The following is a 22,443-nucleotide window of genomic DNA, read 5'->3' on the forward strand; positions in this document are numbered from 1 at the left end:
CGGATCTGAGCATTTGCAAACTGTATGTCATTGCTAAGTTAGCAAGTCACCAAACTGTCAACAGGCCATTCGCCTTTTCACCATTCAAGTTCCCTCTTGCTCGTTGAGAAGTACCGCGTATCAATTGCGGACTTTATGCATTTAATTCTTTGCTTGTTGACGCAATGCCAATGCCGCCACACCACACAGGATCAACGCGATACAGGACACGTAGAACGCATCGCTGTAGGCCATCAGGTAGGCCTCGCGACGCACCGTATGCATCAGGCTTTCAATCACTTGCTGTTGGGCGGGCAATAGCTGGTTGAAGATGAATGCTTCACTGTCTGCCATGCTGGCGCGCAGGCGCTCCTGCAATGACGGGGAAAACAGGGTGATCGACTCGCCGACGCGCTCGGAATGAAAGCGCTCGCGCATCGCAACGATCTGCGTCAACCCGGCTGTGCCCACGGCGCCACCCAGGTTGCGCAGCATGGAGAACAAGGCGGAAGCCGAACCGGCCTCATCCTTGGCCAACCCGGACACGGCCAACACCGACAACGCCACCATGATCAATGGCTGCCCGATGCCCCGTACCACGGTGGACGGGATGATCACGTTGGCGGCGCTGTCCACGTCCAGATGCGCACCGAGATAGCACCCCAGGGCCATGATGAAAAATCCGCTGGCAACCATCAGCTTGGGGTTGAGCCACTTCATCAGGCGCGGCATGAACGGTGCCAGCACCAGTTGCACCATGCCATAGGCAATCAGGCTGATGCCGATTTCGCGCGCGTTGTAGCCCTGCAACTGGGACAGGTAATTGGGTACCAGAAAGACCAGGCCGAACGTGGCCCCGCCAAAAATGAACATCGCCGCGCTCGCCACGCCGAAGTTGTAGCTTTTGAGCAAGCGCAGGTTGATGAAGGAGCGGCTGCCGTAGAGCTGTGACAGCACGAAATACACCAGGGCGATGCCTGCGACCAAGGACATCCACACGATGAAATCGGAGCCGAACCAGTCCTTGCGCCCACCCTCTTCGAGCACGATCTGCAAACCGCCCAGGCCGACGATCATGGCCAAAATACCGCCCCAATCGCCGCGCTTGAGCAGGCTCAACTGCATCGGTTTGGCATCGATGGACCACGCCACCGCCAGCAACAGCAGAATGCCGGGGGCCAGTTGCAGGTAGAAAATCCAGCGCCAGGAATAGGCGTCAGTCAGCCAGCCGCCAATCGACGGCCCGGCGGCCTGGGCCACGCTGTTGGACAGGGCGAACAGCGCCATGCCCATGGCGATCTTGCTCGGCGGCAGTTCGGTGATGATCAGTTGGAACGACAACGGGATCAGCACCGCGCCGGCGGCGCCCTGGATGACCCGGATGATGATCATGACTTCCAGGTTGGGCGCCCAGGAACACGCGATGGAAGCCACCAGAAATACAAACGAGCCCACCAGCATCACCCGGCGCAGGGAAAACACCTGCACCAGCCAGGCGGTCAGCGGGATCATGACGATTTCGGCGACCAGATACGCCGTGGAAATCCACGAGCCCTCCTCAAAGGTCGCGCCCAGCGAGCCTTCGATTTCAGGCAGCGCGGCGCTGGTTACGTGTACGTTCATGCCGGCCATGAAACAGCCGAACAGCCCGCCGATCACCGCCACCCAGGCGCGAAAGGAGACGGTTTTCTCGCCGACCTCAGTCATGCTTGGCGTCCTGCACGGCAGGACGGGTATCTACCGTGGTAATCACTGACATGCCCGGCAGAATCGGGCCACCTTCATCGTGCTGATCGATCACGATCTTCACCGGGAAGCGCTGCACGATCTTGGTGAAATTGCCGGTGGCGTTGTCCGACGGCAGCAGCGCGAACACCGCTCCCGAGCCCGGCGAAAAACTCACCACATGCCCCGTGAGCTTGCGTCCCGAATAGCTGTCGACACTGATATCCACCGGTTGCCCGGCGCGCATGTCGCGCAGTTGGGTTTCCTTGTAGTTGGCCACCACGTAGGCCTGATGCAGAGGCACCACCGCCAGCAACGGCAGGCCCGGCGCGACGTACTGGCGCGTGCGCACCTTGCGCTGCCCCACCACCCCGTCGATCGGCGCGCGGATCAAGGTGTCTTCAAGCGCGTTGGTCGCCAGTTTCAACTGCGCCTCGGCCTGGCCGCGCCGGGCTATTTGCTGCTGGAGCGAGGCATCGGCCAATTGGCGCCGGGTAATGGCGACATTCAGCCGGGTTTCCTGCTGGCGCTGCATCGCCCGGGCAATTTCCACCGCAGCGCTGGCCTGGGTGTAACTGGCGGCTGCGCTTTCCAGGCGCTGGGCGCTGGCGGCATGCTCACGGACCAGGCCTTCATAGCGACGCTGATCCAGACCGGCGCGGCGCAACTCCGCTCCCACACTGCGCGTGTGCGCCTCAGCCTGGGCAATACCGGCCTTTTGTTGCGCGATCAGGCTGTCGGTGACTTGCAGGTTGGCCTGCTGGGCGGCAATCGAGGCTTGCGTTTCAGCCAACTCCGCACGGGCCTGGGCCAACCTCGCCTGGTAGTCACGGTCCTCGATGCGCACCAGCACATCGCCGGCCTTGACGGGCTGGTCATCCTCGACCAGCACCTGGGCCACGTAGCCCGATACCCGCGGACTGATGGGAATCCAGTCGGCGCGCACGTAGGCATCATCGGTCTGTTCCAGGTAGCGCCCGATGGTCATCCAATACACGCAGAACGCCACTGCCGCGATCAATAAAACAGCACCACCGAGCAGGATCAGGTTGCGTTTGCGGCGTTGCTTGCGGTCGTGCATGAGTTGCTCGACCACCTGCTCCTGCTCATCCTGCACAGTGTTTTTTTCATCAACAGCGATATTCATGGCTGGGTACCGGAAGAATTGACGGAAGCATGGGTGAGCGCAGCGGTCGGGGCCTGGCTGGAAGCGGACTGCCAACCGCCGCCCAGGGCGCGAAACAAACTGATCTGGCGCTGCAGCAACTGGCCATCGGCGTCGGCGCGCGTGGCTTGCAGGCGGATCAGCTCACGCTCGCTGTCGAGCACGTCGAGAAAGTCGATGGAGCCGGCGTTGTAATTGAACTGCGCGAGCCTGTAGGCGTGCTGACTGCTCTCCAGCGCCTGGCTCAGGGCGGCGTGGCGCTGGCGCTCGCCGTCGTACAACGCCAGTGCCTGGCGCACGTCCTTGAGGGCGTTGAGCACGCTGGCCTCGAATTGCGCGACCTGCACCTGCTCGAGCGCCCGGGCCTGGTTGACCCGTGCGCGATTGGCACGCCAGTTGGGGAACTGCCAGGTGATCAGCGGGCCGATGCCGAACATCACCGCGCTGCTGTCGCCCAGTTCATGGGGTTTGCTGGCTGAGGAAGACACTGATGCACCAAAGGTCACCTTCGGATACAGGTCGGCCTGGACGATATCCACTTGTAACGTGGCTGCCTGCAATGCCCGCTCGGCCTGGCGAATATCCGGGCGGCGCGCCAGTAATTGCCAGCCGTCCCCCACCGGCAGTGCGGCGGCGAGCTGCGGCACCGCTTCGCAGGTCGCCGCGCCTGAGCCTTGCTCCAGGTCCGCCACGCCAGTCAGCATCGCCAGTTCATACAACGCGGCCTGGCGACGCGCCTCCAGCATCGGCAGCAAGGCCAGGGTTTCGCCCTGCAATGCCTGCATGCGGCTGTATTCAAGATCCGTGACCACGCCTGCCTGACGCTGGCGATCGGTCAGTGCCAGGCTGTGCCCGACCACTTCCAGTGAATGGCGCTGCACCTTGGCGCGTGCGCCCAGGGCACAGGCATTCACGTAGGCGCGGGTGGTTTGCGCAGCGACCGTGATACGCAGCAGGTCTTCGGCGTCCTGGGCCGCCGCCGCCTGCACCTGCGCCCGCTCGATACTGCGCTGGACCTGGCCCCACACATCCACCTGGTAAGCCAACTCGAAGCCCGGGTTGAACGCCCACTGCGACGGCGCGTGGCTGTCGGTGGCCTTGGCCAGGGTCTGATCGTCGGCCGTCTTGCCGTAAACGGCGCCCAGCGAGGCCTGCGTGGACGGCCAGCGCTCGGCGTCGGCCTGCATGATCCCGGCCAGCATCGCCTGCACATGAGCCTGCGCCGCCGCCAGGTCACGGTTGTGCGCCAACGCTTGCTGCACCAGCGCATCGAGTCTGGGGTCGTTGTACAACTGCCACCAACGGTCGGGTAACGCCTGGGCCGATACGCCTTGCGGCAGGCGACTCAAGGCATCGATGCGCTGCGGGTGGGGTTGCGCCGGCGTATGGGCGACCCAGGAGGAACACCCCGTCAACCAGACAACCGCCACGCCCAGGAGCGAAAGACGGCAGTGCCGCGCGGAAAAAGAAGGCGAACCCATCGCAGAAATCCAGAGTGCTAAGTAGAGACGCAGATTAAGAGAGCACCGCGTCGCGCATCTCCCGAGTTCCAGACAACCATCGTTTCGATTGGGACAACCTGCGTGCCACCGTTGAATCCTGAGCAACCGTCGGCCGCGCAGACGCAAACATGGCCCTGCGCAGCCGCGGGCCATGTCCAGTGGGAGGGGTGTGAACGCCGGGTGCGGCTCAGACCAGACGGCAGTTGCTCGGTGTATAACCCATGGTGCGTTTGAACATCGCGGTAAAAGCGCTCGGGCTTTGATAACCATGCTCCAGCGCCACTTCCAGAATGGACACGCCGCAGGCCAGGCGCTGCATGCTCAGCAGCAGCCGCGTGCGCTTGCGCCACTCGCCGTAACTCATGCCCAACTCTTTCTGGAACAGCCGAGCCAGGGTGCGCGAACTCATATTGAGTTGCACCGCCCAGCTCTCCAGTTTCGACTCCTGGGAGGGGTTGTCGATAAAGTCGGCACACAGCGACTTGAGCCGCGGCTCGTCCGGGATCGGTACATGGGCCAAAACCCTTTGTGCCCGGTCGAGTTCGGAGAAAATCAGGTCGACAATCTGCACATGACGCACCGCGGCCGACTCACTGTCAGGCACCTCGGACGCAGCGATGATCAACTCGCGCAGCAGTGGCGATACGCGGATGACGTGGCACTCCTCGGTCAAGGCACGGTGGGCGCCGGGGGTGATCAGCAACGTGCGCATGCGCACCTCGCCGGTCATGCGGATCTGATGCTCCTGCCCCGAGGGCACCCACAACGCGTGTCCGGAAGGCACCACCCACGTGGTGCCGACCACCGATACCAGCATCACGCCGTTGATGGCATAGACCAACTGGCCTTCTTCATGTCGATGCGAGGCAACGATGTCACCGTGACCAAAGTTACCGGTGAGCGCCGCCAATGCGGTATGCGCATTCATCTCAGGAAGGCACCGCAGCACTCACCACGCTGAGCAGGCCCAGACGCGATGCGCGGTTGACCGCACTCGTCACCGCCTTGAGGGACGCCAGCAGGATACTGCCGTCGCGGGCGGCACCAAACAGCAGCTGGTTGTTCACACGGATCTCTACGTAGGCCAGCGCCTCGGCCTGGGCACCGTCACGGGTGGCATGCTCATGGTAATCGGCGATGTCGAAGTGCACGCCGCGTTGAGCGAATGCGTCCACCAGCGCCGCCAGCGGGCCGTTGCCTTCGCCGCTCAGTTCGATGTCCCTCGCGCCGCCGGTCAGCGTACCCTCCAGATACGTCACGTTGCCTTCGCTGACCAACTTGGGCTGCAACAACGTGTAAGGGTTGCCCTGATCCAGGTAGTGCCGGGTAAAGCAGGCCAGGATCATCTCGCCGCTGACTTCCTGGCCGGAAGCATCGGCTTCCTGCTGGACCAGGCTGCTGAATTCCATCTGCAAACGGCGTGGCATGACAATGCCATGCTGTTCCAGCAGGTACGCCACGCCGCCTTTGCCCGACTGGCTGTTGACACGAATCACCGCCTCATAGCTGCGCCCCATGTCGGCCGGGTCGATCGGCAGGTACGGCACTTCCCAGCGTCCGTCGGGATTGGCCTGGCGCGCCGCGAAACCTTTTTTGATCGCGTCCTGGTGCGAGCCCGAGAACGCCGTGAACACCAATTCCCCTGCGTAGGGATGGCGCGGGTGCGTGGGCAGTTGGTTGCAGAACTCGACCTCACGCTGCACGTGGATGATGTCGGAGAAATCCAGTTGCGGGTCGATACCGCTGGTGTAGAGGTTCATTGCCAGCGTCAGGATATCCACGTTGCCGGTGCGCTCACCGTTGCCGAACAAGGTGCCCTCGACACGCTCCGCCCCGGCCAGACAAGCCTGCTCGGCCGTCGCCACCCCGGTGCCGCGATCGTTATGCGGGTGAACACTGATGACCACGCTGTCGCGCCGGCTGAAATGTCGGCAAAACCACTCGATCTGATCGGCGAAGACGTTCGCCGTAGAGACTTCCACGGTGGTCGGCAGATTCAGGATCATTTTGTTCGACGGCGTCGGCCCAAACGCATCCGTCACCGCCTCGCAAACCTCCAGCGCGAAGTCCAGCTCGGTAAAGCAGAAAGTTTCGGGAGAATACTGGAACGTCCATTGCGTATCTGGATTGTTGTCCATGTGACGCTTGATTTCACGCGTCGCCTGGGTGGCGATGTCGATGCAGCCGGCGCGGTCGACGCCGAACACCACTTCGCGAAACACCGGCGCGGTGGCGTTGTACACGTGCACGATCGCTCGCGGTGCGCCCTTCAAGGCCTCAAAGGTGCGCTCGATCAAATGACTGCGCGCCTGCGTCATCACCTGGATAGTCACATCGTCGGGAATCGCGCCACTGTCGATCAGTTCACGCACGTAATCGAAGTCGGTCTGGGATGCAGCGGGAAACCCCACCTCGATCTCCTTGAAACCCACCTTCACCAGCAGCTCGAAGAAGCGGCGCTTGCGCTCGGCATTCATGGGTTCGATCAGCGCCTGGTTGCCATCACGCATATCGACACTGCACCAGGTCGGCGCAGCAGCCTGCACGACACTGGGCCATTGGCGGTCCGGCAGATCCACGGTGGTGAAATGGCGGTATTTGCTGGAAGGGTCCTTGAGCATCATGCGGCTTCTCCTTTTTAGAACTGATCGTCGGTTGCCTGGGCGGCCTCGCTGACCGCGCTCGACATTGGATCCAATACTAAACAAAGAAAGCTTGGCATGAATTGCGTATTTGAGTCGACAACGTGAAGAAAAATACACAAACAACCAATATCTATAAAAATATTGGTGAATTTGTTCAACTTGTCTATTTTAAGAGCAATAACTTGGATGGATCGGCAGGGAGGCGAGACAAAAGATGGTGTATCGGCTGACCAGCGAGATGAATCGATCACGGCGCAATGCGTATCGATTGGGTGACGCGGAATGACAGGCAAAAAAAAACCCGGAAATCCTCACTTGCGTGGGCCTTCCGGATTTTCTAAACCGCCAAAAATGGTGGGTCGTGTGGGATTCGAACCTACGACCAATTGGTTAAAAGCCAACTGCTCTACCAACTGAGCTAACGACCCGCTGTGTGGTGGCGCGTATAATACTGATTTCTAAGGATTATTCAACACCTTATTTGAAATAAATCAGAAAAAACCCATTGAAGCTAAAAATGGTGCGGTTTGAAGGCCTTCCACAGCCGTCTCAGCGACCTGGTTCGTCATTCCACAGGTATTTGTGCAATTGCAACTGCAGGCGTACCGGCAGGTTATCCGCCACTACCCAGTCCGCAAGATCGCGTGCGTTGAGGTCGTGATGACTTGGGGAGAACAGCACCTCCCCCGCTCGACGCTCAAGGCCGTACTGGATCAGCTTGGAAGTCGCCCAGTCATAATCGTCGCGAGAGCAAATGACGAACTTGACCTGATCGTTCGCCGTCAGCAAGTCCATGTTCTCGTAGCGATTGCGATGGGCTTCCTTGGAGTCAGGGGTTTTTAGATCGACCACCCGACTGACACGCGGATCTACCGCAGAGATATCCAAGGCGCCGCTGGTTTCCAGGGAGACCTCGTAACCGGCATCACACAACTGCTTGAGCAAGGGGATGGCATTGGGTTGCGCCAACGGCTCGCCGCCCGTTACACAGACGTAGCGCGGCCGATAACCGGCAACCTGCTCGAGGATGTCATCCAGGGTGCGTACGGTGCCGCCGCTGAAGGCATAGGCGCTGTCACAGTATTGGCAACGCAAGGGGCAGCCGGTGAGCCGTACGAATACGGTGGGCAGGCCGGCAGTGCGCGTTTCACCCTGCAACGAGTAAAAAACTTCGGTAATACGTAATGTGTCTTGCATAGTCGCCACGGGCGTAACAGCTAAACAGGCTGTCCGCCTCCGTCAGGCACTTCAAGGGATTGCGCCAACGCGTCAACCCCAGGAAGCGTGTTTCATAAAAGGGCGTGGATTCTAACGAAAAAACCCGCGCCAGGCGCGGGTTTCTTCTAAACGGGCTGCATTGCCTACAAGCGTTGCAGGTCCCGCTGGGCCAACTGCGCGGCGGAGGTGCCCGGATACTGGGCAACCACCTGCTGCAGAATGCCTTTGACCTTGTCGGTATGACCCAGGCGGCGCTCTACGTCAGCCAGCTTGTACAGCGAGTCAGGCACCTTGGCATGCTTGGGGTACAACTGGCTGACCTTGGCAAACGCCTGGCCCGCCCCCTGCAAATCACCTTTTGCCAGGTTGACCTCACCCAACCAGTACTGGGCATTGCCCGCATACTGGCTGTTCGGGTACTTGCGCAGGAACGCGGTAAAGGCCTGGCTGGCTTTATCGAAGTCCTTGGCCTTGATCAGGTCGAAGGCTGCATCGTAATACAGTTTTTCCTTCGCCGGATCGCCCGGTTCGCTGCTCGCGGCAGGGGCAGCTGCTGCGGCCCCCGCTGCTGCGCCACCGGCAGCGGCACCACCGATAGCGGCACTGGGCGCGCCACCGGCAGAAGAATTATCAGGAGTAGCGGCAGGTGCAACACCGGCTCCAATACGTCGATCAAGATCCTGGTAACGCTCCAGGCCTTCTTGCTTGAGTTGGTTCACTTGATTCTGCAGAACTTCAATGGCGCCTTGTTGCTGGGCCAATTGATCCTGCATGCGTTGCAGCTGGTTGAACAGCTCGCCCTGTGCCGAGGGCGCGGCCGTAGCCGCGCCCCCAGCATAGGCGCCGTTCGTGCCATAACCTGCTGGCGGATAACTGCTGCCGCTATTGTTATAGCCAGAGTTGCTATCCGTTACAGGAACCGCAGCCCACACCGCAAGCGGTGCGAGGCTGAGAGCCAATACAGTCAGAGCACGACGGCACGTTCGCATGACGAATTACTTACGCAGTTCGACGCGACGGTTCTGAGCCCACGACTGCTCGTCGTTGCCAGTTGCAACTGGACGCTCTTTACCGTAGGAAACCAGTTCCAGTTGGCCTGGAGCAACACCTTGCAGTACCAGGTAGCGCTGAACGGCTTTCGCACGACGCTCGCCCAGAGCCATGTTGTACTCACGAGTACCACGGGCGTCAGTGTTACCTTCCAGAACAACGCGAGCGCCGTTAGCTTTCAGGTCCTTGGCGTGAACGTCCAGAGCGCGCATGGCTTCTGGCTTCAGGTCCGAACTGTCGTATTCGAAGTAGAAAGTGGTGATCGCGCGCAGAGCAGCTTCTTCGCTCAGGGAGCCGTCGACTGCACCAGTGTTAGCGCCGTAACCAGCGTTTGGATCAACAGCTGCGCCTTCACCGGCATTGTCGCCGCCTTTAGAGGAGCAACCAACGGCTACGGACAGAGCCAGAGCCAGAGCAGCAAACTTACCAAACTTCAGCATTTCCATCGTGAAACTCCTAATGAACCCCAGTGTGTTAAGTACTTCTTTTTGTAGCGCCGCGTCAGTTCAGGTAAGGGGACCAGGATGGTTCTCTGACTTCGCCTTGTGCGGTAGGAAGCGGGAGCCTTACGCGTCCGTTGATGGACACGAGCATCAAGACTCCCCGGCCCTGCTGGCGGGTGGCGTAGATTACCATGGTGCCGTTGGGCGCAACAGTGGCTGACTCATCAAGGTTGGTATCTGTAAGGATTTTCACGGTTCCGCGCTGCAAATCCTGGGCCGCAACCCGGAAATTAGTGAAACCATCCTGACGGTGAATCATTACCAACGTCTTTTCATCGGCCGAAAGCTTGGGATTGGCGTTGTAGTTACCGATAAAGGTCACACGTTCCGCGCCGCCACCGTTCACATTTGCCTTGTAGACCTGAGGCTTGCCGCCACGGTCAGAGGTGAAGTAGATGGTCGAACCATCTTTACCCCAGAACGGTTCGGTGTTGATACCCGGGCCGCTGGTCACACGCGAGAGCTGACGCGAGGCCATGTTCATCACGTAGATATCCGGGTTACCGTCCTTGGACAGCACGAATGCCAGGCGCGAACCATCCGGCGACCAGGCCGGTGCACCGTTGAGGCCTTCGAAGTTGGTGATCTGCTCGCGACGGCCGGTATCAATGTGCTGGACGAAGATACGTGGACGCTTCTGTTCGAACGATACGTAGGCAATACGCTTGCCGTCCGGCGCGAAGCGCGGCGACAGGATGGGCTCACGGGACTGCAGCAAGGTCACTGCACGCGCACCGTCGTAGTCCGAACGCTGCAGGGTGTAGCGGGTGTTGTCGACAGAGAAACGCTCAGCGGTCACATACAACAGGCGCGTGGAGAATGCCCCCTTGATACCGGTGAGTTTTTCAAACGACTGGTCCGAAATGTAGTGGGCCATGTCGCGCAGTTGTTCAGCGGTGCCGGAGACATTGCCGGTCAGGACCTGCTGCTCGGTGGCCACGTTGAACAAGGTGTAGGTGATTTGCAGGCGACCGCCGGCCGGCGTGATGTTGCCGACCATCAGGTACTGCGCGCCCACCGCTTTCCAGTCACGGAACACAACTTCGCTGGCCTGGTTGGGCTGGCTGATCATGTTGCCTTTTGGAATCGGTGCGTAGTAGCCGGAGTTACGCAGGTCGTCACTGACGATCTGGGCCATGTCATCCGGCAGCACACTGCCGCCCTGCCAGCCGAACGGTACCACCGCGATCGGGGTGGCCCGATCGCTGCCGCTGGTAACCAGGATGTTCTTTTCATCCGCCGCCGCTATCCCTGCCATACAGCAAATAACGACAAGCATTCCTCGAAGAAGGTTTCTCACAAGGCTAGATCCTCAGGTGTGAATGTCATCTTGAATGAACGATAGGGAGCGAAGTCGCTTGGTTTCATTCCCTGCATCTCGGTCAACCGGCCAATATTCTTGACTGCGGCAACCGCCGAACTGTCGAACGAACCGTCACCACTGGACTTGGCCACGCTGACCGAAGTCACCGTACCGTCCGGCAACATGCCGATCTGCAGCACTACTGTCATGCCTTTACGTGCCGAAGGTGGACGTGTCCAGCCTTCCGCTGCCCGCGCCCGGATCAGGTCGTCAAAACTGCCCGCGACTTCATCGCCACGTTCATCGGCCAAGGCTTGCTGACGCTGCGGCGTGTCGGAAAGCAAATCTGCCAGGGCCTGGGCCTTTTTCTCTTCGGCGGATTTACGGGCTGCTTCCTGGGCCTTTTTCTTGGAGGCGTCGGCGGCAGCTTTCTTCTTCGCGTCGTCGGCGACTTTTTTCTTCGCCTCGTCTGCTTCAGCTTTTTTCTTGGCGTCTTCGGCGGCTTTCTTCTTCGCGTCTTCGACGATCTTCTTCTTGGCTTCCTCAGCGGCCTTTTTCTTGGCCTCTTCTTCGGCAGCTTTCTTGGCTTCTTCTTCGGACTTCTTCTTGGCTATATCAGCCAATTGTTTCTCTTCGGCCTTTTTGGCTTCGGCAGCTTTCTCGGACTTCTTGGCTTCATCAGCCTTTTTCGCCTCGTCAGCTTTCTTCGCTTCGTCAGCCTTTTTCGATTCCTCGGCCTTTTGAGCCGCCTCTTCTTTCTTTTGTTCCGCAGCAGCCTTCACCGCTTCCTGCTCGACCTTCTTCTGTTCCATCTGCTCGACTTCGGTCTGGCGCGCAGCCGACTTCTGGGCCTCACCCGCAATCTTCTGATTGGTCTGGGTGGTGGCCTGACTTTTCGATTTCAGCTGATACAGGGTCGCCTGCACGATCGGCTTGGCTGGCGGCAGGTCCGGGGTCATGGCAAAGCTGACGAACAGCATGCCGAACACCAGGACGTGCAGGGCAATTGCCCAGACGCTAGGCCAGAAGAAGCTTTCCGAGGCGGACGGCTCTCGCTGTTGCTGCATCAGGGCGCCTCGGTAATCAAGCCAACGTTACCCACGCCGGCCTTCTGCAGCCCGCCCATGGCGCCCATGACGGAACCGTAGTCGACCGACTTGTCGCCGCGGATGAACACCTGGGTGTGCTTGCCGCCTTCGTTGCCGGAACGAATGATCTTGGTCACGGCATCGGTCATCGCCGGCAAGGTCAGGGCCTTGTCCTGCTGTTTCTGCGTGTCGACTTCGCTGCCAAGGTTCCAGTAGTAGGTCTTGTCAGCCTTGATCGAAATGGTCAGGACCTGAGTGTTGTTGTCCTGCGGCAAGGCTTCACTGGAAACCTTGGGCAGATCAACCTTCACGCCCTGGTTGAGCATCGGCGCGGTCACCATGAAGATAACCAGCAGCACCAGCATCACGTCGATGTAGGGCACTACGTTCATCTCGGCGACCGGCTTGCGCTTTTTGCGAGCTCGAGCGATTAAAGCCATTGGGAATTACCTGCTTATTCTTCGCTGGTGTGCACTTTACGGTGCAGGATCGCCTGGAATTCATCGGCGAAGGTGTAGTAACGGCCAATCAAGGTTTCGCTGGTGGCGGCAAAACGGTTGTAGGCGATTACTGCGGGGATAGCGGCGAACAGGCCGATCGCGGTGGCGATCAGGGCTTCGGCAATGCCCGGGGCTACGGTAGCCAGGGTCGCCTGCTGCGCCTGGGCCAGACCCCGGAAGGAGTTCATGATGCCCCATACGGTACCGAACAGGCCGATGTACGGGCTGACGGAGCCGACGGTCGCCAGGAACGGCAGGCTTTGCTCCAGCTTCTCTTCTTCGCGGGAGATGGCCACGCGCATGGCTCGGGCCACGCCTTCCATCACGGCTTCCGGGTCAACGCCCGGCTGCTGGCGCAGGCGCGAGAATTCCTTGAAGCCGGCGCGGAAGATTTGCTCGACGCCCGAATCCGGGTCCGGATTGCTGCCGGCCTGGCGATACAGCTTGGACAGGTCGATACCCGACCAGAAGCGCTCCTCGAAGCTCTCCAGGGCGCGTCGACCGGCACGCAGCAGGTTGCTGCGCTGAAAAATCATGACCCAAGAGGTAACCGATGCGGCTACCAGGGTCAGCATGACCAGTTGCACCACGATACTGGCATTACTGACCAGGCTCCACATCGAGGAATGGTCGACGACGGTAGGTTCCACGCTAAATCTCCTGCTTTGATTGTTTACCCGCGCCGCTCACGGCAGCAAAGGCCGCACGTAGAGTTTCGGGAATGGCCCGAGGTTTCAAACTGTTGGTGCGTACACATGCCACCAGGAACTGCCCCTCACAGAGCAGCGTTGCATCCGTAGCCCGCCTGACCTGCTGCTTGAATCGCAGGCTGGCACGGTTCAATTCGATGACTTCAGCGCTGACCAGCAACTCATCGTCCAGTCGCGCCGGTGCGTGGTAACGCGCCTCGCTGGAATGCACGACGAATAACAGGTCCTCCCCGGCCAGCGTGGATTGGGCAAAGCCCAGCTCCCTTAGCCGCTCGGTTCGAGCCCGTTCCATGAATTTCAGGTAATTGACGTAATAAACGATGCCGCCGGCATCAGTGTCCTCGTAATAAACGCGACAGCGATGTGCGAACGACTGATCCCCGTTTTGCGCGCGCATACTCTAGTGCTTACTCCTCAGGTTGCCAATCCGGCTGGACAACTGTTTTTTCAATACCTGAACATATTTCCAACGCCTGAATGACGACGCCAGACACTGGGACAGCACAAACTTCAGATAAATCACCCCACATGGCAAATACCCTGCAGGAGCGAGCTTGCTCGCGAAGCACCTGAGCGCGACGCGTATCACCAGACACACTGCGTCATCGTTGACGTTTTTCGCGAGCAAGCTCGCTCCTACAGTTTTTTAATCGTCTACCGCATCAAGGAATTCGTCTACCACAGGCATCTCTCCCAATCGTGACGGAATGTTTAGCCCAAAGTGCAGATAGGCATGACGCGTCACCACCCTGCCCCGCGGCGTGCGCATGATATAGCCCTGCTGGATCAGGTAGGGCTCCAGTACATCTTCAATGGTGTGACGCTCTTCACTGATTGCAGCCGCAAGGCTGTCCACACCCACCGGGCCGCCGTCGAACTTCTCGATCATGGTCAGGAGCAGACGCCGATCCTGGTGATCGAAGCCATGTTCGTCCACATCCAGCAGGTTCAAGGCCAGGTCCGCGACCGCCTTGGTGATATGCCCCTTGGCGCGCACCTCGGCAAAATCGCGCACGCGGCGCAGCAAGCGGTTGGCGATCCGAGGTGTACCGCGGGCACGCCGGGCGATTTCGAAAGCGCCTTCCGGGTCCAATGGCAAGCCGAGGATGTTCGCCGAACGGCTGACGATGGTCGCAAGGTCTGCCGTGCTATAGAACTCCAGACGTTGAACAATGCCGAAACGGTCTCGCAGCGGGTTGGTCAACATGCCCGCGCGGGTCGTGGCCCCCACCAGCGTGAACGGCGGCAGGTCAAGCTTGATCGAACGGGCCGCCGGGCCTTCGCCGATCATGATGTCGAGCTGGAAGTCCTCCATCGCCGGGTATAACACTTCTTCGACAATCGGCGACAACCGGTGGATCTCGTCGATAAACAGGACGTCGTGGGGTTCCAGATTGGTCAGCAACGCGGCCAGGTCGCCGGGGCGCTCCAGCACCGGGCCGGACGTGGACTTGATCGACACGCCCATTTCCTGGGCAATGATGTTGGCCAGGGTGGTCTTGCCCAGGCCCGGCGGGCCGAAGATCAGCGTGTGATCCAGCGACTCACTGCGCCCGCGTGCGGCCTGGATGAACAGCTCCATCTGCTCGCGCACGGTGGGCTGGCCGATATAGTCGGCCAGGCTCAGGGGGCGGATGGCGCGGTCCTGGACTTCTTCACGGTCGCGCGGGCCGGTAGCCGCGATCAGACGATCAGCTTCTATCACTTAAATCATTCCCTTCAGGGCTCGGCGGATCATGTCTTCACTGCTCAGGTTCTTGTCCTTGATGGCCGATACGGCCTTGCTGGCCTCCTGTGGCTTGTAGCCCAGGGAGATCAACGCACTGACCGCATCGCTTTCGGCACTGGCGACCTGGCCTGCCGGCATATCCGGCTGGTTCGGGACCAGGGCGAACATGCTCGGCACCACTTCCCAGGCCTTGAAACGGTCCTTGAGTTCCACCAGCAAACGCTCGGCGGTTTTCTTGCCCACACCCGGCACCTTGGTCAAGGCCGAGGTGTCCTGGGCTGAAACGGCGCGTACCAGTTCATCCACTTCCAGGCTCGACATCAATGCCAGAGCCAATTTGGGCCCGACGCCATTGAGCCGAATCAGCTCGCGGAAGAAATCGCGGTCGCGCTTGCCGATGAAACCATAGAGCAGTTGCGCGTCTTCGCGCACCACTAAATGCGTGTGCAAGGTTATCGGCTCGCCGACCGACGGCAAGCGGTACAAGGTGGTCATGGGCACTTCAAGCTCATAACCCAATCCATTCACATCCAGAATCAGGTGCGGCGGCTGTTTCTCAGCCAGGGTGCCGCGCAAGCGTCCAATCACGGTTCAGATCCTTAAAGCTTGGGGGTCAGAGCAGGCCTGACCAGAAATAACGATTGCGCTGATGCTATCAGAGACGCAGGCGTCCGCCACGGCTGCGTGCCGCACCCAGGCCATGGGGCAGCAGGCTGGAGCGGGTGTGGGCGTGGCAAATGGCGATGGCCAGGGCGTCGGAGGCGTCGATCTGGGGTTTTGAGGTGAGTTTGAGCATGTGCATGACCATTATCTGCACCTGCTCTTTATTGGCCCCACCCGTACCCACGACGGCCTGCTTGACCTGGGTCGCGGTGTATTCGGCGATCTCCATGCCCTCCTCGGCCCCCGCCACGATGGCCGCGCCACGCGCCTGGCCGAGCTTGAGCGCCGAATCGGCATTCTTGGCCATAAAGACTTTTTCGATGCCCATGGTTACCGGGCCGTAGGTCTGGATGACCTCCCGCACGCCGCGATAGACGATCTGCAGGCGTTCGGCCAGTTCGCCTGCGCCCGTGCGGATGCAGCCTGAGGCGACATACACGCAGCCGCGCGGGGTCTGTTGCACCACGCCAAAACCGGTGATGCGCGAACCGGGGTCGATACCTAGGATTAAAGTCATAACGCCTGCGGGTTGGATAAATACAATTTCTGACACACCGTAGTTTCAATGTGGGAGGGGGCTTGCCCCCCGATGGCGGTGGGTCAGTCACAAATGTGCCTACTGACACTCCCTCATCGGGGGCAAGCCCCCTCCCACATTTTGACCTCATCGCTTTTTAGACTAGCTGTTCAGCCACGGACTCGGGGATGTCGGCGTTGGAGTACACATTCTGCACATCATCCAGGTCTTCGAGCATGTCCAGCAGCTTCAACACCTTCTGCGCACCGTCCAGGTCGAGTTCGGCGCTGGTGGTCGGCAGCATCACGATTTCCGCGTCGGTGCCCTTGAAGCCTGCGGCTTCCAGGGTATTGCGCACTGAGTAGAAGCTGGCGAAGGAGGTGAACACGTCAATGGAGCCATCTTCGTTGGTGACGACGTCGTCGGCGTCCGCCTCCATCGCGGCTTCCATCAGCGCGTCTTCATCCGTGCCCGGTGCAAAGGTAATCTGGCCCTTGCGCTCGAACAGATAGGCCACCGAACCGTCGGTCCCCAGGTTGCCGCCGCACTTGCTGAACGCGTGGCGCACCGCTGCGGCGGTACGGTTGCGGTTGTCGGTCATGCATTCGACCATCACCGCCACGCCGCCCGGGCCGTAGCCTTCGTAGGTCAATTCGACCATGTCGTCGGTATCGGCCGCACCGGCACCACGGGCCACGGCGCGGTCGATGATGTCGCGGCTCATGTTGGCGCCGAGCGCCTTGTCCAGCGCCAGGCGCAGGCGCGGGTTGGAGCCCGGGTCACCGCCACCCTGGCGGGCGGCGACGGTCAGTTCGCGAATCCACTTGGTGAAAATCTTGCCTTTCTTGGCATCCTGACGCTCTTTGCGGTGCTTGATGTTCGCCCACTTGGAATGGCCAGCCATAACACAACTCCGAAATTCTCTAGAAACCTATCAATCCCGCCGCCGGCGAGATTTCCCTCTTTTAAACGCAAAGGCGCATCCGAAGATGCGCCTTTTTGACTGCTTACAACCTTATCGCGCTTTCACGCAGCAGCCTTACTCAGCCTTCGGCGTCTCGCGCAGACGGATGTGCAGTTCGCGCAGTGCCTTGGCATCCACCACACCCGGGGCCTGGGTCATGACGTCCGCGGCGCTCTGGGTTTTCGGGAACGCAATCACCTCACGGATCGACTGGGCGCCGGTCATCAGCATCACCAGACGGTCCAGGCCGAACGCCAAACCACCGTGCGGCGGCGCGCCGTATTTCAGCGCGTCGAGCAGGAAGCCGAACTTCTCTTCCTGTTCCGCTTCGTTGATGCCCAGCAGGCGGAACACCGCTTGTTGCATCTCCTTGCGGTGGATACGGATCGAACCGCCACCCAGCTCGGTGCCGTTGAGCACCATGTCGTAGGCACGGGACAGCGCGCCGGCCGGGTTGGCTTCCAGCTCGGCCGGGGAGCACTTCGGCGCGGTGAACGGGTGGTGCAAGGCGCTGAAGCTGCCGTCGTCGTTCTCTTCGAACATCGGGAAGTCGACAACCCACATCGGCGCCCATTCGCAGGTCAGCAGGTTCAGGTCGTGGCCGAGCTTGATGCGCAGCGCGCCCAGGGCCTCGCTGACGATCTTGGCCTTGTCGGCGCCGAAGAACACGATGTCGCCATCGACTGCACCAACGCGATCGAGGATTTCGTTCAGGTTGTCCAGCGGGATGTTTTTAACGATCGGCGATTGCAGACCGTCAACGCCATTGGCGCGCTCGTTGACCTTGATGTAAGCCAGGCCCTTGGCACCGTAGATGCCGACGAACTTGGTGTAGTCGTCGATCTGCTTGCGCGGCATGCTCGCACCGCCCGGCACGCGCAGGGCGGCGATGCGGCATTTCGGGTCGTTGGCCGGGCCGCTGAACACCTTGAAGTCGACTTCTTTCAACTGGTCGGCCACGTCCACCAGTTCCAGCGGGTTACGCAGGTCCGGCTTGTCGGAACCGTAGCGGCGCATGGCTTCTTCGAAGGTCATGTGCGGGAAGTCGCCGAACTCCAGGTCCAGCACTTCCTTGAACAGGTTGCGGATCATTTGTTCGGTGAGGCCCATGATCTCTTTTTCATCGAGGAAGCTGGTCTCGATGTCGATCTGGGTGAATTCCGGCTGGCGGTCGGCGCGCAGGTCTTCGTCGCGGAAGCACTTGGCGATCTGGTAGTAACGGTCGAAGCCGGCCACCATCAACAGCTGCTTGAACAGTTGCGGCGATTGCGGCAAGGCGAAGAAGCTGCCTGGGTGGGTACGGCTAGGCACCAGATAGTCACGCGCGCCTTCCGGGGTGGCGCGGGTGAGGATCGGCGTCTCAACGTCAAGGAAGCCGTTCTCGTCGAGGAAGCGGCGGATGCTGGTGGTCATGCGCGAGCGCAGACGCAGCTTCTCGGCCATTTCCGGGCGACGCAGGTCCAGGAAGCGATAGCGCAGGCGAGTTTCCTCGCCAACGTCGGAATATTCGTTGAGCGGGAACGGCGGGGTTTCCGACTCGTTCAGCACCTGCAGCTCATAGCCCAGCACTTCAATGCCGCCGGACGCCATGTTCTTGTTCACCGCACCGGCCGGGCGCAGACGCACCTTGCCGGTGATTTTCACGACGTATTCGCTGCGCACGCGGTCGGCGGCAGCGAAGCTCTCGGCGCGATCCGGGTCGAACACCACCTGGGCCAGACCATCACGATCACGGATATCGAGGAAGATCACCCCGCCGTGGTCGCGGCGACGGTGAACCCATCCGCAAAGGGTGATTTCCTGACCTTCCAGGGTCTCGTTCAGTTGGCCGCAATAGTGGCTGCGCATCATGGTAGTGGTTTCACTTCTCGTAATTCGAAATTCGGTGGCAGGCCTGCCGCGTCACCGTACATTAAAGCAGGGGACGGATAATGCAGGAGCCTGCGCGTAGAGTTCAACTCAGTCTGCTTTGTCGCCGCCCGCCAGGTTCTTCTTGGCGCCGGTCTTGAAATCGGTCTCGTACCAGCCGCTGCCGCTCAGGCGGAAACCCGGCATGGACAACATCTTTTTCAACTCAGGTGCCTGGCAGGCTGGGCAATCGACCAACGGCGCGGCGCTGATCTTCTGAATGGCTTCCAACTGATGACCACAGGAAGCACATTGATAGTCGTACATGGGCATGGAGATGTCTCGGCGATCAGATCGTAACGGCGCCACGCCCTGCCGTCGTGCATATAACCCGGCATGCGCAGCAAAGCGCGGGATTATATCTGGTAAATCGAGGCAGCGCAGCCGGCTTTCTGCCCGAGGCCCGGCCCGCCGCAAGCATGGGCCGGGCCCTGGCGCCCTCCAGTCAGACTGACCCGCAGGTGCCAACGCGATCTTTCAACAGGTGAACGACGCACACCACCCGCACCAGCCCGCTGAAGTTCTTCACGCCGCCATAACGCAGATGCACTTCGCGGTCGACATAGGACAACAACGCACTGACCGAGCAGGTATTGATCCTGGCTATTTCCGTCAGAATGTTCCAATAGATCTGTTCAAGCCGCAGGCACGTGGAAAACCCGTTGAGGCGCACCGACCGCGATAAGGGTTTGGCGAGCCCCATGTCGAACCCTTTCGCGAAAGGGTCGACCTTTATCTTGTGAAAACCTGCGGTTTCCACGCCCTTACCCAATCCACACGACATACACCTGACACTCCCTTGCCAAACATCGGTCCATGGGTTTGTCCCATTGGACGGTAGGCCTATAAAACAGCAGGAAGCGATGGGCAGCCAGAAGACGCGGGAGTTGGGCGTCGTAGGACAACGCCAGGAAACACAGGGAAACAAGTGGGTGGCGGCATGAAGACGCCACCCAAGCTTGACGGTTACTGGTTTTCGAGCAGCGAGCGCAGCATCCAGGCGGTTTTTTCGTGCACTTGCATACGCTGGGTCAGCAGGTCGGCCGTCGGCTCATCGCTGACCTTGTCGAGCAACGGGAAAATGCCCCGCGCGGTGCGAGTGACGGCCTCTTGGCCGGCCACCAGTTGCTTGATCATCTCTTCGGCGCTCGGCACACCCTCTTCTTCCTTGATCGAAGACAGACGGGCGTAGATCGAGTAGGCGCCCGGCGCCGGGAAGCCCAGGGCACGAATACGCTCGGCGATGGAATCCACCGCCAGTGCCAGTTCGTTGTACTGCTCCTCGAACATCAGGTGCAGCGTACGAAACATGGGGCCCGTGACGTTCCAATGGAAGTTGTGGGTCTTCAGATACAGTACATAGGTATCGGACAGCAGCCGCGAAAGTCCGTCGACGATGGATTTACGGTCTTCTTCACTGATACCAATATCGATTGCCATGTTTTTCCCCTTCAATTGATGAGCATTCATTGATCAGGTGCAGGACCACTCTAGCAAGAGTGTCGCTCACGTGCAGCCCGGCACGTCCAGGCGATGTGCGGCAAATCGCCCCGCATCGCTTGCGAGGCAGCGGCCGGCGAGCCTGTGTCCTGTAGGAAAAACGCTCGAGAGGCCGCTCAAATTACCTGCACCCGTCTAGGACAAGCCTTCGGCGCAAAAATGCCACCGCGATTGCAATACCCCGAAACGCTTGATTTGAGTAGGCACAGCCTTTGCTGTTAAATAGGCGCCGTGTGGCTGCCGTTCATTTCTGCGGCACGTCACATAGGCTGATACCCGCGCACGTGCTCAACGCCTCCCATTGTTCAGAAGCGAACCGTGCCAGTCAGCTCTTCCTTGTGATCCGTCTTAACGTGAGTTAATCAAAATGTTGAAAATCGTCCACCTGCTGACGGGCGTTGCGGCTTTGCTGCTGTCCTTTATCCCGAGCCTGCAGCCTGAAAGCCTGCCCTACCTGCAACAACACGACGCTCTATACCTGGCCTTGTTCGGCCTTCTCAACCTGACACTGGCACCGGTAATCCCTTACTGGAACAAAGGCACGCGTCATCAACTGCAAAACCTGGTCAGCGCGCTGCTGGTACTGACCGTTGTCGTTCAAACCCTCACCCTGCTGGCACCCATGCCTGAAGTGGGCGGCCACCCGGCCATCCTGCTCAGCCTGGTGATTGCTGTGGTCGCCATCGTTCTTCACCTGGCCATCAGCTTCTACCGTTCGTCCCCAGCGGCCGCGTCGCAAAACTACGACATGACCAACCGGGATACCGGGACCGTCAAGTGGTTCAACACCTCCAAAGGCTTCGGCTTCATTTCGCGCGACTCGGGCGACGATATCTTCGTCCACTTCCGGGCTATCCGCGGTGAAGGCCACCGCGTCCTGGTCGAAGGCCAGCGCGTGGAGTTCTCGGTGATGAACCGCGACAAAGGCCTGCAAGCTGAAGATGTAATCGCTGCCCTGCCGCGTCGCTGATTCCAGACGGCGCTGCAAAAAAAACCGCGATCCGGCGTTGCCCGGATCGCGGTTTTTTATTGCGCGCTCATTCAATAGTGCGGCGGCGGTGCTTCTTCTTCCGAGGTTTCGAACTGGCCGCCCATCTCTTCCTGGCGCTTGAGCAATGCGTTCATCTGCAATTGCAGGCGCTCCACGGCGTGCTGCTGGGCGACCAGAATGTCATTGAGGGTTTCGATGGTGTCGTCCTGGAAGGCCAGGCGGCTTTCCAGGTCGGTGACGCGATTTTGCAGGTCCATGGTTCAGTCCTGGGTAAAAATGAAGTCGGCAGGCAGCAATTCACGCAGTCGGCTGCGGATCGCCGCCACCTGCTCCGGGCTGTAGGGAACGGCCGGATGCCTGCCCCACACCGGCGCCGGCCAGGCTGCGTCATCGCGCTTGCGCACGATGACATGCACATGCAACTGGCTGACGACATTGCCCAGCGCGCCGATGTTCATCTTGTCGGCGCACAGGCCTTCGTTCAGCAGTTGGGCGAGGGCCGTCGTTTCCTGCCACAACCTCTGTTGATCGGCGACATCCAGCTGAAACACTTCGCTGATACCGTTGATACGCGGCACCAGGATGAACCAGGGGTAGTTCGCGTCATTGGACAGCAGCAGGCGACAGAGCGGGAAGTCCCCAATGGCCAGAGTGTCTTGTTGCAGGCGTTGATCTAAAGCGAACACGTGGGCACTCCGTTCGGCAGGTCAATTTCAGGTGCCCAGCATAACGCCGAATGCTCACGGCTTCACGGTGAATGCGCAGGAAGCCTTGAGGCAGACG

Annotated in this window: 24 protein-coding genes and 1 tRNA gene; 1 reads left to right on the forward strand and 24 read right to left on the reverse strand. The window is 60.1% G+C overall.

Annotated features, from left to right (window positions below; translation table 11 throughout):
- Positions 1 to 141 precede the first annotated feature (141 nt).
- The 22 genes from J1G34_RS22540 to J1G34_RS22645 all read right to left on the reverse strand — a co-directional run bounded on the left by J1G34_RS22540 (position 142) and on the right by J1G34_RS22645 (position 20,609).
- Positions 142 to 1,686 (reverse strand): MDR family MFS transporter, encoded by a 1,545-nt coding sequence (locus tag J1G34_RS22540; RefSeq protein WP_065896400.1) that lies wholly within the window; start codon positions 1,684 to 1,686, stop codon positions 142 to 144.
- Positions 1,679 to 2,851, reverse strand: coding sequence for an HlyD family secretion protein (locus tag J1G34_RS22545; protein ID WP_065936868.1), 1,173 nt, complete (start codon positions 2,849 to 2,851; stop codon positions 1,679 to 1,681). The genes J1G34_RS22540 and J1G34_RS22545 overlap by 8 nt, the downstream gene beginning before the upstream one ends.
- Positions 2,848 to 4,350: an efflux transporter outer membrane subunit gene (locus J1G34_RS22550; RefSeq protein ID WP_065895075.1), complete on the reverse strand. Its 1,503-nt coding sequence runs from the start codon at positions 4,348 to 4,350 to the stop codon at positions 2,848 to 2,850. The genes J1G34_RS22545 and J1G34_RS22550 overlap by 4 nt, the downstream gene beginning before the upstream one ends.
- Before the next feature lie 208 nt (positions 4,351 to 4,558).
- On the reverse strand, positions 4,559 to 5,299 hold the full coding sequence (locus tag J1G34_RS22555) for an AraC family transcriptional regulator (protein ID WP_065895076.1): 741 nt from the start codon (positions 5,297 to 5,299) through the stop codon (positions 4,559 to 4,561).
- A 1-nt stretch (position 5,300) separates the two neighbouring features.
- Positions 5,301 to 6,995, reverse strand: a complete 1,695-nt coding sequence (gene leuA, locus J1G34_RS22560) for a 2-isopropylmalate synthase (RefSeq protein ID WP_065896398.1) — start codon at positions 6,993 to 6,995, stop codon at positions 5,301 to 5,303.
- A 373-nt stretch (positions 6,996 to 7,368) separates the two neighbouring features.
- A tRNA-Lys gene (locus J1G34_RS22565) sits at positions 7,369 to 7,444 on the reverse strand.
- A gap of 121 nt (positions 7,445 to 7,565) precedes the next feature.
- Entirely contained in the window at positions 7,566 to 8,213 is a 648-nt protein-coding gene (queE, locus tag J1G34_RS22570) for a 7-carboxy-7-deazaguanine synthase QueE (RefSeq protein ID WP_034128580.1), read from the reverse strand.
- Positions 8,214 to 8,377: 164 nt separating this feature from the next.
- Positions 8,378 to 9,223, reverse strand: coding sequence for a tol-pal system protein YbgF (ybgF, locus tag J1G34_RS22575; RefSeq protein ID WP_065936870.1), 846 nt, complete (start codon positions 9,221 to 9,223; stop codon positions 8,378 to 8,380).
- A 6-nt stretch (positions 9,224 to 9,229) separates the two neighbouring features.
- Entirely contained in the window at positions 9,230 to 9,730 is a 501-nt protein-coding gene (gene pal, locus J1G34_RS22580) for a peptidoglycan-associated lipoprotein Pal (RefSeq protein ID WP_003193861.1), read from the reverse strand.
- A 55-nt stretch (positions 9,731 to 9,785) separates the two neighbouring features.
- Positions 9,786 to 11,066: a Tol-Pal system beta propeller repeat protein TolB gene (gene tolB, locus J1G34_RS22585; RefSeq protein WP_065887603.1), complete on the reverse strand. Its 1,281-nt coding sequence runs from the start codon at positions 11,064 to 11,066 to the stop codon at positions 9,786 to 9,788.
- Positions 11,067 to 11,083: 17 nt separating this feature from the next.
- A complete protein-coding gene (tolA, locus tag J1G34_RS22590) occupies positions 11,084 to 12,157 on the reverse strand; it encodes a cell envelope integrity protein TolA (protein ID WP_065887602.1) in 1,074 nt (357 codons plus the stop codon).
- Positions 12,157 to 12,609, reverse strand: coding sequence for a protein TolR (tolR, locus tag J1G34_RS22595; protein WP_161793227.1), 453 nt, complete (start codon positions 12,607 to 12,609; stop codon positions 12,157 to 12,159). The genes tolA and tolR overlap by 1 nt, the downstream gene beginning before the upstream one ends.
- A gap of 23 nt (positions 12,610 to 12,632) precedes the next feature.
- Positions 12,633 to 13,328 (reverse strand): protein TolQ, encoded by a 696-nt coding sequence (tolQ, locus tag J1G34_RS22600; protein ID WP_034115768.1) that lies wholly within the window; start codon positions 13,326 to 13,328, stop codon positions 12,633 to 12,635.
- A 1-nt stretch (position 13,329) separates the two neighbouring features.
- A complete protein-coding gene (gene ybgC / locus J1G34_RS22605) occupies positions 13,330 to 13,785 on the reverse strand; it encodes a tol-pal system-associated acyl-CoA thioesterase (RefSeq protein WP_003175800.1) in 456 nt (151 codons plus the stop codon).
- Between the two features lie 249 nt (positions 13,786 to 14,034).
- On the reverse strand, positions 14,035 to 15,093 hold the full coding sequence (gene ruvB / locus J1G34_RS22610) for a Holliday junction branch migration DNA helicase RuvB (RefSeq protein WP_053135842.1): 1,059 nt from the start codon (positions 15,091 to 15,093) through the stop codon (positions 14,035 to 14,037).
- Entirely contained in the window at positions 15,094 to 15,705 is a 612-nt protein-coding gene (ruvA, locus tag J1G34_RS22615; protein ID WP_003175802.1) for a Holliday junction branch migration protein RuvA, read from the reverse strand.
- Positions 15,706 to 15,772: 67 nt separating this feature from the next.
- Entirely contained in the window at positions 15,773 to 16,297 is a 525-nt protein-coding gene (gene ruvC, locus J1G34_RS22620) for a crossover junction endodeoxyribonuclease RuvC (RefSeq protein WP_065936871.1), read from the reverse strand.
- Positions 16,298 to 16,454: 157 nt separating this feature from the next.
- Positions 16,455 to 17,201 carry a YebC/PmpR family DNA-binding transcriptional regulator gene (locus J1G34_RS22625; RefSeq protein ID WP_065887601.1) on the reverse strand — a complete coding sequence of 249 codons (747 nt, stop codon included), beginning with the start codon at positions 17,199 to 17,201 and terminating at the stop codon, positions 16,455 to 16,457.
- Between the two features lie 135 nt (positions 17,202 to 17,336).
- Positions 17,337 to 19,112: an aspartate--tRNA ligase gene (gene aspS, locus J1G34_RS22630; RefSeq protein ID WP_065895080.1), complete on the reverse strand. Its 1,776-nt coding sequence runs from the start codon at positions 19,110 to 19,112 to the stop codon at positions 17,337 to 17,339.
- A gap of 108 nt (positions 19,113 to 19,220) precedes the next feature.
- Entirely contained in the window at positions 19,221 to 19,442 is a 222-nt protein-coding gene (locus J1G34_RS22635; protein ID WP_003193872.1) for an FmdB family zinc ribbon protein, read from the reverse strand.
- A 172-nt stretch (positions 19,443 to 19,614) separates the two neighbouring features.
- A complete protein-coding gene (locus J1G34_RS22640; protein WP_065887599.1) occupies positions 19,615 to 19,953 on the reverse strand; it encodes a ribbon-helix-helix domain-containing protein in 339 nt (112 codons plus the stop codon).
- A gap of 182 nt (positions 19,954 to 20,135) precedes the next feature.
- A complete protein-coding gene (locus J1G34_RS22645) occupies positions 20,136 to 20,609 on the reverse strand; it encodes a Dps family protein (RefSeq protein WP_003193874.1) in 474 nt (157 codons plus the stop codon).
- Between the two features lie 427 nt (positions 20,610 to 21,036).
- Between J1G34_RS22645 and J1G34_RS27415 the strand changes: the two genes are divergently transcribed.
- A complete protein-coding gene (locus J1G34_RS27415; RefSeq protein ID WP_005790922.1) occupies positions 21,037 to 21,639 on the forward strand; it encodes a cold-shock protein in 603 nt (200 codons plus the stop codon).
- Between the two features lie 71 nt (positions 21,640 to 21,710).
- On the opposite strand, the gene J1G34_RS22655 is transcribed toward J1G34_RS27415, so the two are convergent.
- Together J1G34_RS22655 and J1G34_RS22660 are read right to left on the reverse strand one after the other, a co-directional pair.
- Positions 21,711 to 21,917 (reverse strand): SlyX family protein, encoded by a 207-nt coding sequence (locus J1G34_RS22655; RefSeq protein ID WP_065895081.1) that lies wholly within the window; start codon positions 21,915 to 21,917, stop codon positions 21,711 to 21,713.
- A 3-nt stretch (positions 21,918 to 21,920) separates the two neighbouring features.
- A complete protein-coding gene (locus J1G34_RS22660) occupies positions 21,921 to 22,346 on the reverse strand; it encodes an HIT domain-containing protein (protein WP_222994662.1) in 426 nt (141 codons plus the stop codon).
- Between the last annotated feature and the right edge of the window lie 97 nt (positions 22,347 to 22,443).

This window comes from Pseudomonas sp. Wu6 (assembly GCF_019891515.1).
GTDB lineage: Bacteria > Pseudomonadota > Gammaproteobacteria > Pseudomonadales > Pseudomonadaceae > Aquipseudomonas > Aquipseudomonas orientalis_A.

Excerpts from the sequence above, each read along its gene's own strand:
- J1G34_RS22545 (WP_065936868.1), bottom strand. The coding sequence starts at position 2,851 with ATGAATATCGCTGTTGATGAAAAAAACACTGTGCAGGATGAGCAGGAG.
- tolB (WP_065887603.1), bottom strand. The coding sequence starts at position 11,066 with ATGCTTGTCGTTATTTGCTGTATGGCAGGGATAGCGGCGGCGGATGAA.
- ybgC (WP_003175800.1), bottom strand. The coding sequence starts at position 13,785 with ATGCGCGCGCAAAACGGGGATCAGTCGTTCGCACATCGCTGTCGCGTT.
- ybgF (WP_065936870.1), bottom strand. The coding sequence starts at position 9,223 with ATGCGAACGTGCCGTCGTGCTCTGACTGTATTGGCTCTCAGCCTCGCA.
- J1G34_RS22625 (WP_065887601.1), bottom strand. The coding sequence starts at position 17,201 with ATGGCTGGCCATTCCAAGTGGGCGAACATCAAGCACCGCAAAGAGCGT.
- J1G34_RS22640 (WP_065887599.1), bottom strand. The coding sequence starts at position 19,953 with ATGTCGTGTGGATTGGGTAAGGGCGTGGAAACCGCAGGTTTTCACAAG.
- J1G34_RS22635 (WP_003193872.1), bottom strand. The coding sequence starts at position 19,442 with ATGCCCATGTACGACTATCAATGTGCTTCCTGTGGTCATCAGTTGGAA.
- leuA (WP_065896398.1), bottom strand. The coding sequence starts at position 6,995 with ATGATGCTCAAGGACCCTTCCAGCAAATACCGCCATTTCACCACCGTG.
- J1G34_RS27415 (WP_005790922.1), top strand. The coding sequence starts at position 21,037 with ATGTTGAAAATCGTCCACCTGCTGACGGGCGTTGCGGCTTTGCTGCTG.
- pal (WP_003193861.1), bottom strand. The coding sequence starts at position 9,730 with ATGGAAATGCTGAAGTTTGGTAAGTTTGCTGCTCTGGCTCTGGCTCTG.
- tolA (WP_065887602.1), bottom strand. The coding sequence starts at position 12,157 with ATGCAGCAACAGCGAGAGCCGTCCGCCTCGGAAAGCTTCTTCTGGCCT.
- J1G34_RS22550 (WP_065895075.1), bottom strand. The coding sequence starts at position 4,350 with ATGGGTTCGCCTTCTTTTTCCGCGCGGCACTGCCGTCTTTCGCTCCTG.
- J1G34_RS22645 (WP_003193874.1), bottom strand. The coding sequence starts at position 20,609 with ATGGCAATCGATATTGGTATCAGTGAAGAAGACCGTAAATCCATCGTC.
- queE (WP_034128580.1), bottom strand. The coding sequence starts at position 8,213 with ATGCAAGACACATTACGTATTACCGAAGTTTTTTACTCGTTGCAGGGT.
- J1G34_RS22555 (WP_065895076.1), bottom strand. The coding sequence starts at position 5,299 with ATGAATGCGCATACCGCATTGGCGGCGCTCACCGGTAACTTTGGTCAC.
- J1G34_RS22540 (WP_065896400.1), bottom strand. The coding sequence starts at position 1,686 with ATGACTGAGGTCGGCGAGAAAACCGTCTCCTTTCGCGCCTGGGTGGCG.
- aspS (WP_065895080.1), bottom strand. The coding sequence starts at position 19,112 with ATGATGCGCAGCCACTATTGCGGCCAACTGAACGAGACCCTGGAAGGT.
- J1G34_RS22655 (WP_065895081.1), bottom strand. The coding sequence starts at position 21,917 with ATGGACCTGCAAAATCGCGTCACCGACCTGGAAAGCCGCCTGGCCTTC.
- ruvC (WP_065936871.1), bottom strand. The coding sequence starts at position 16,297 with ATGACTTTAATCCTAGGTATCGACCCCGGTTCGCGCATCACCGGTTTT.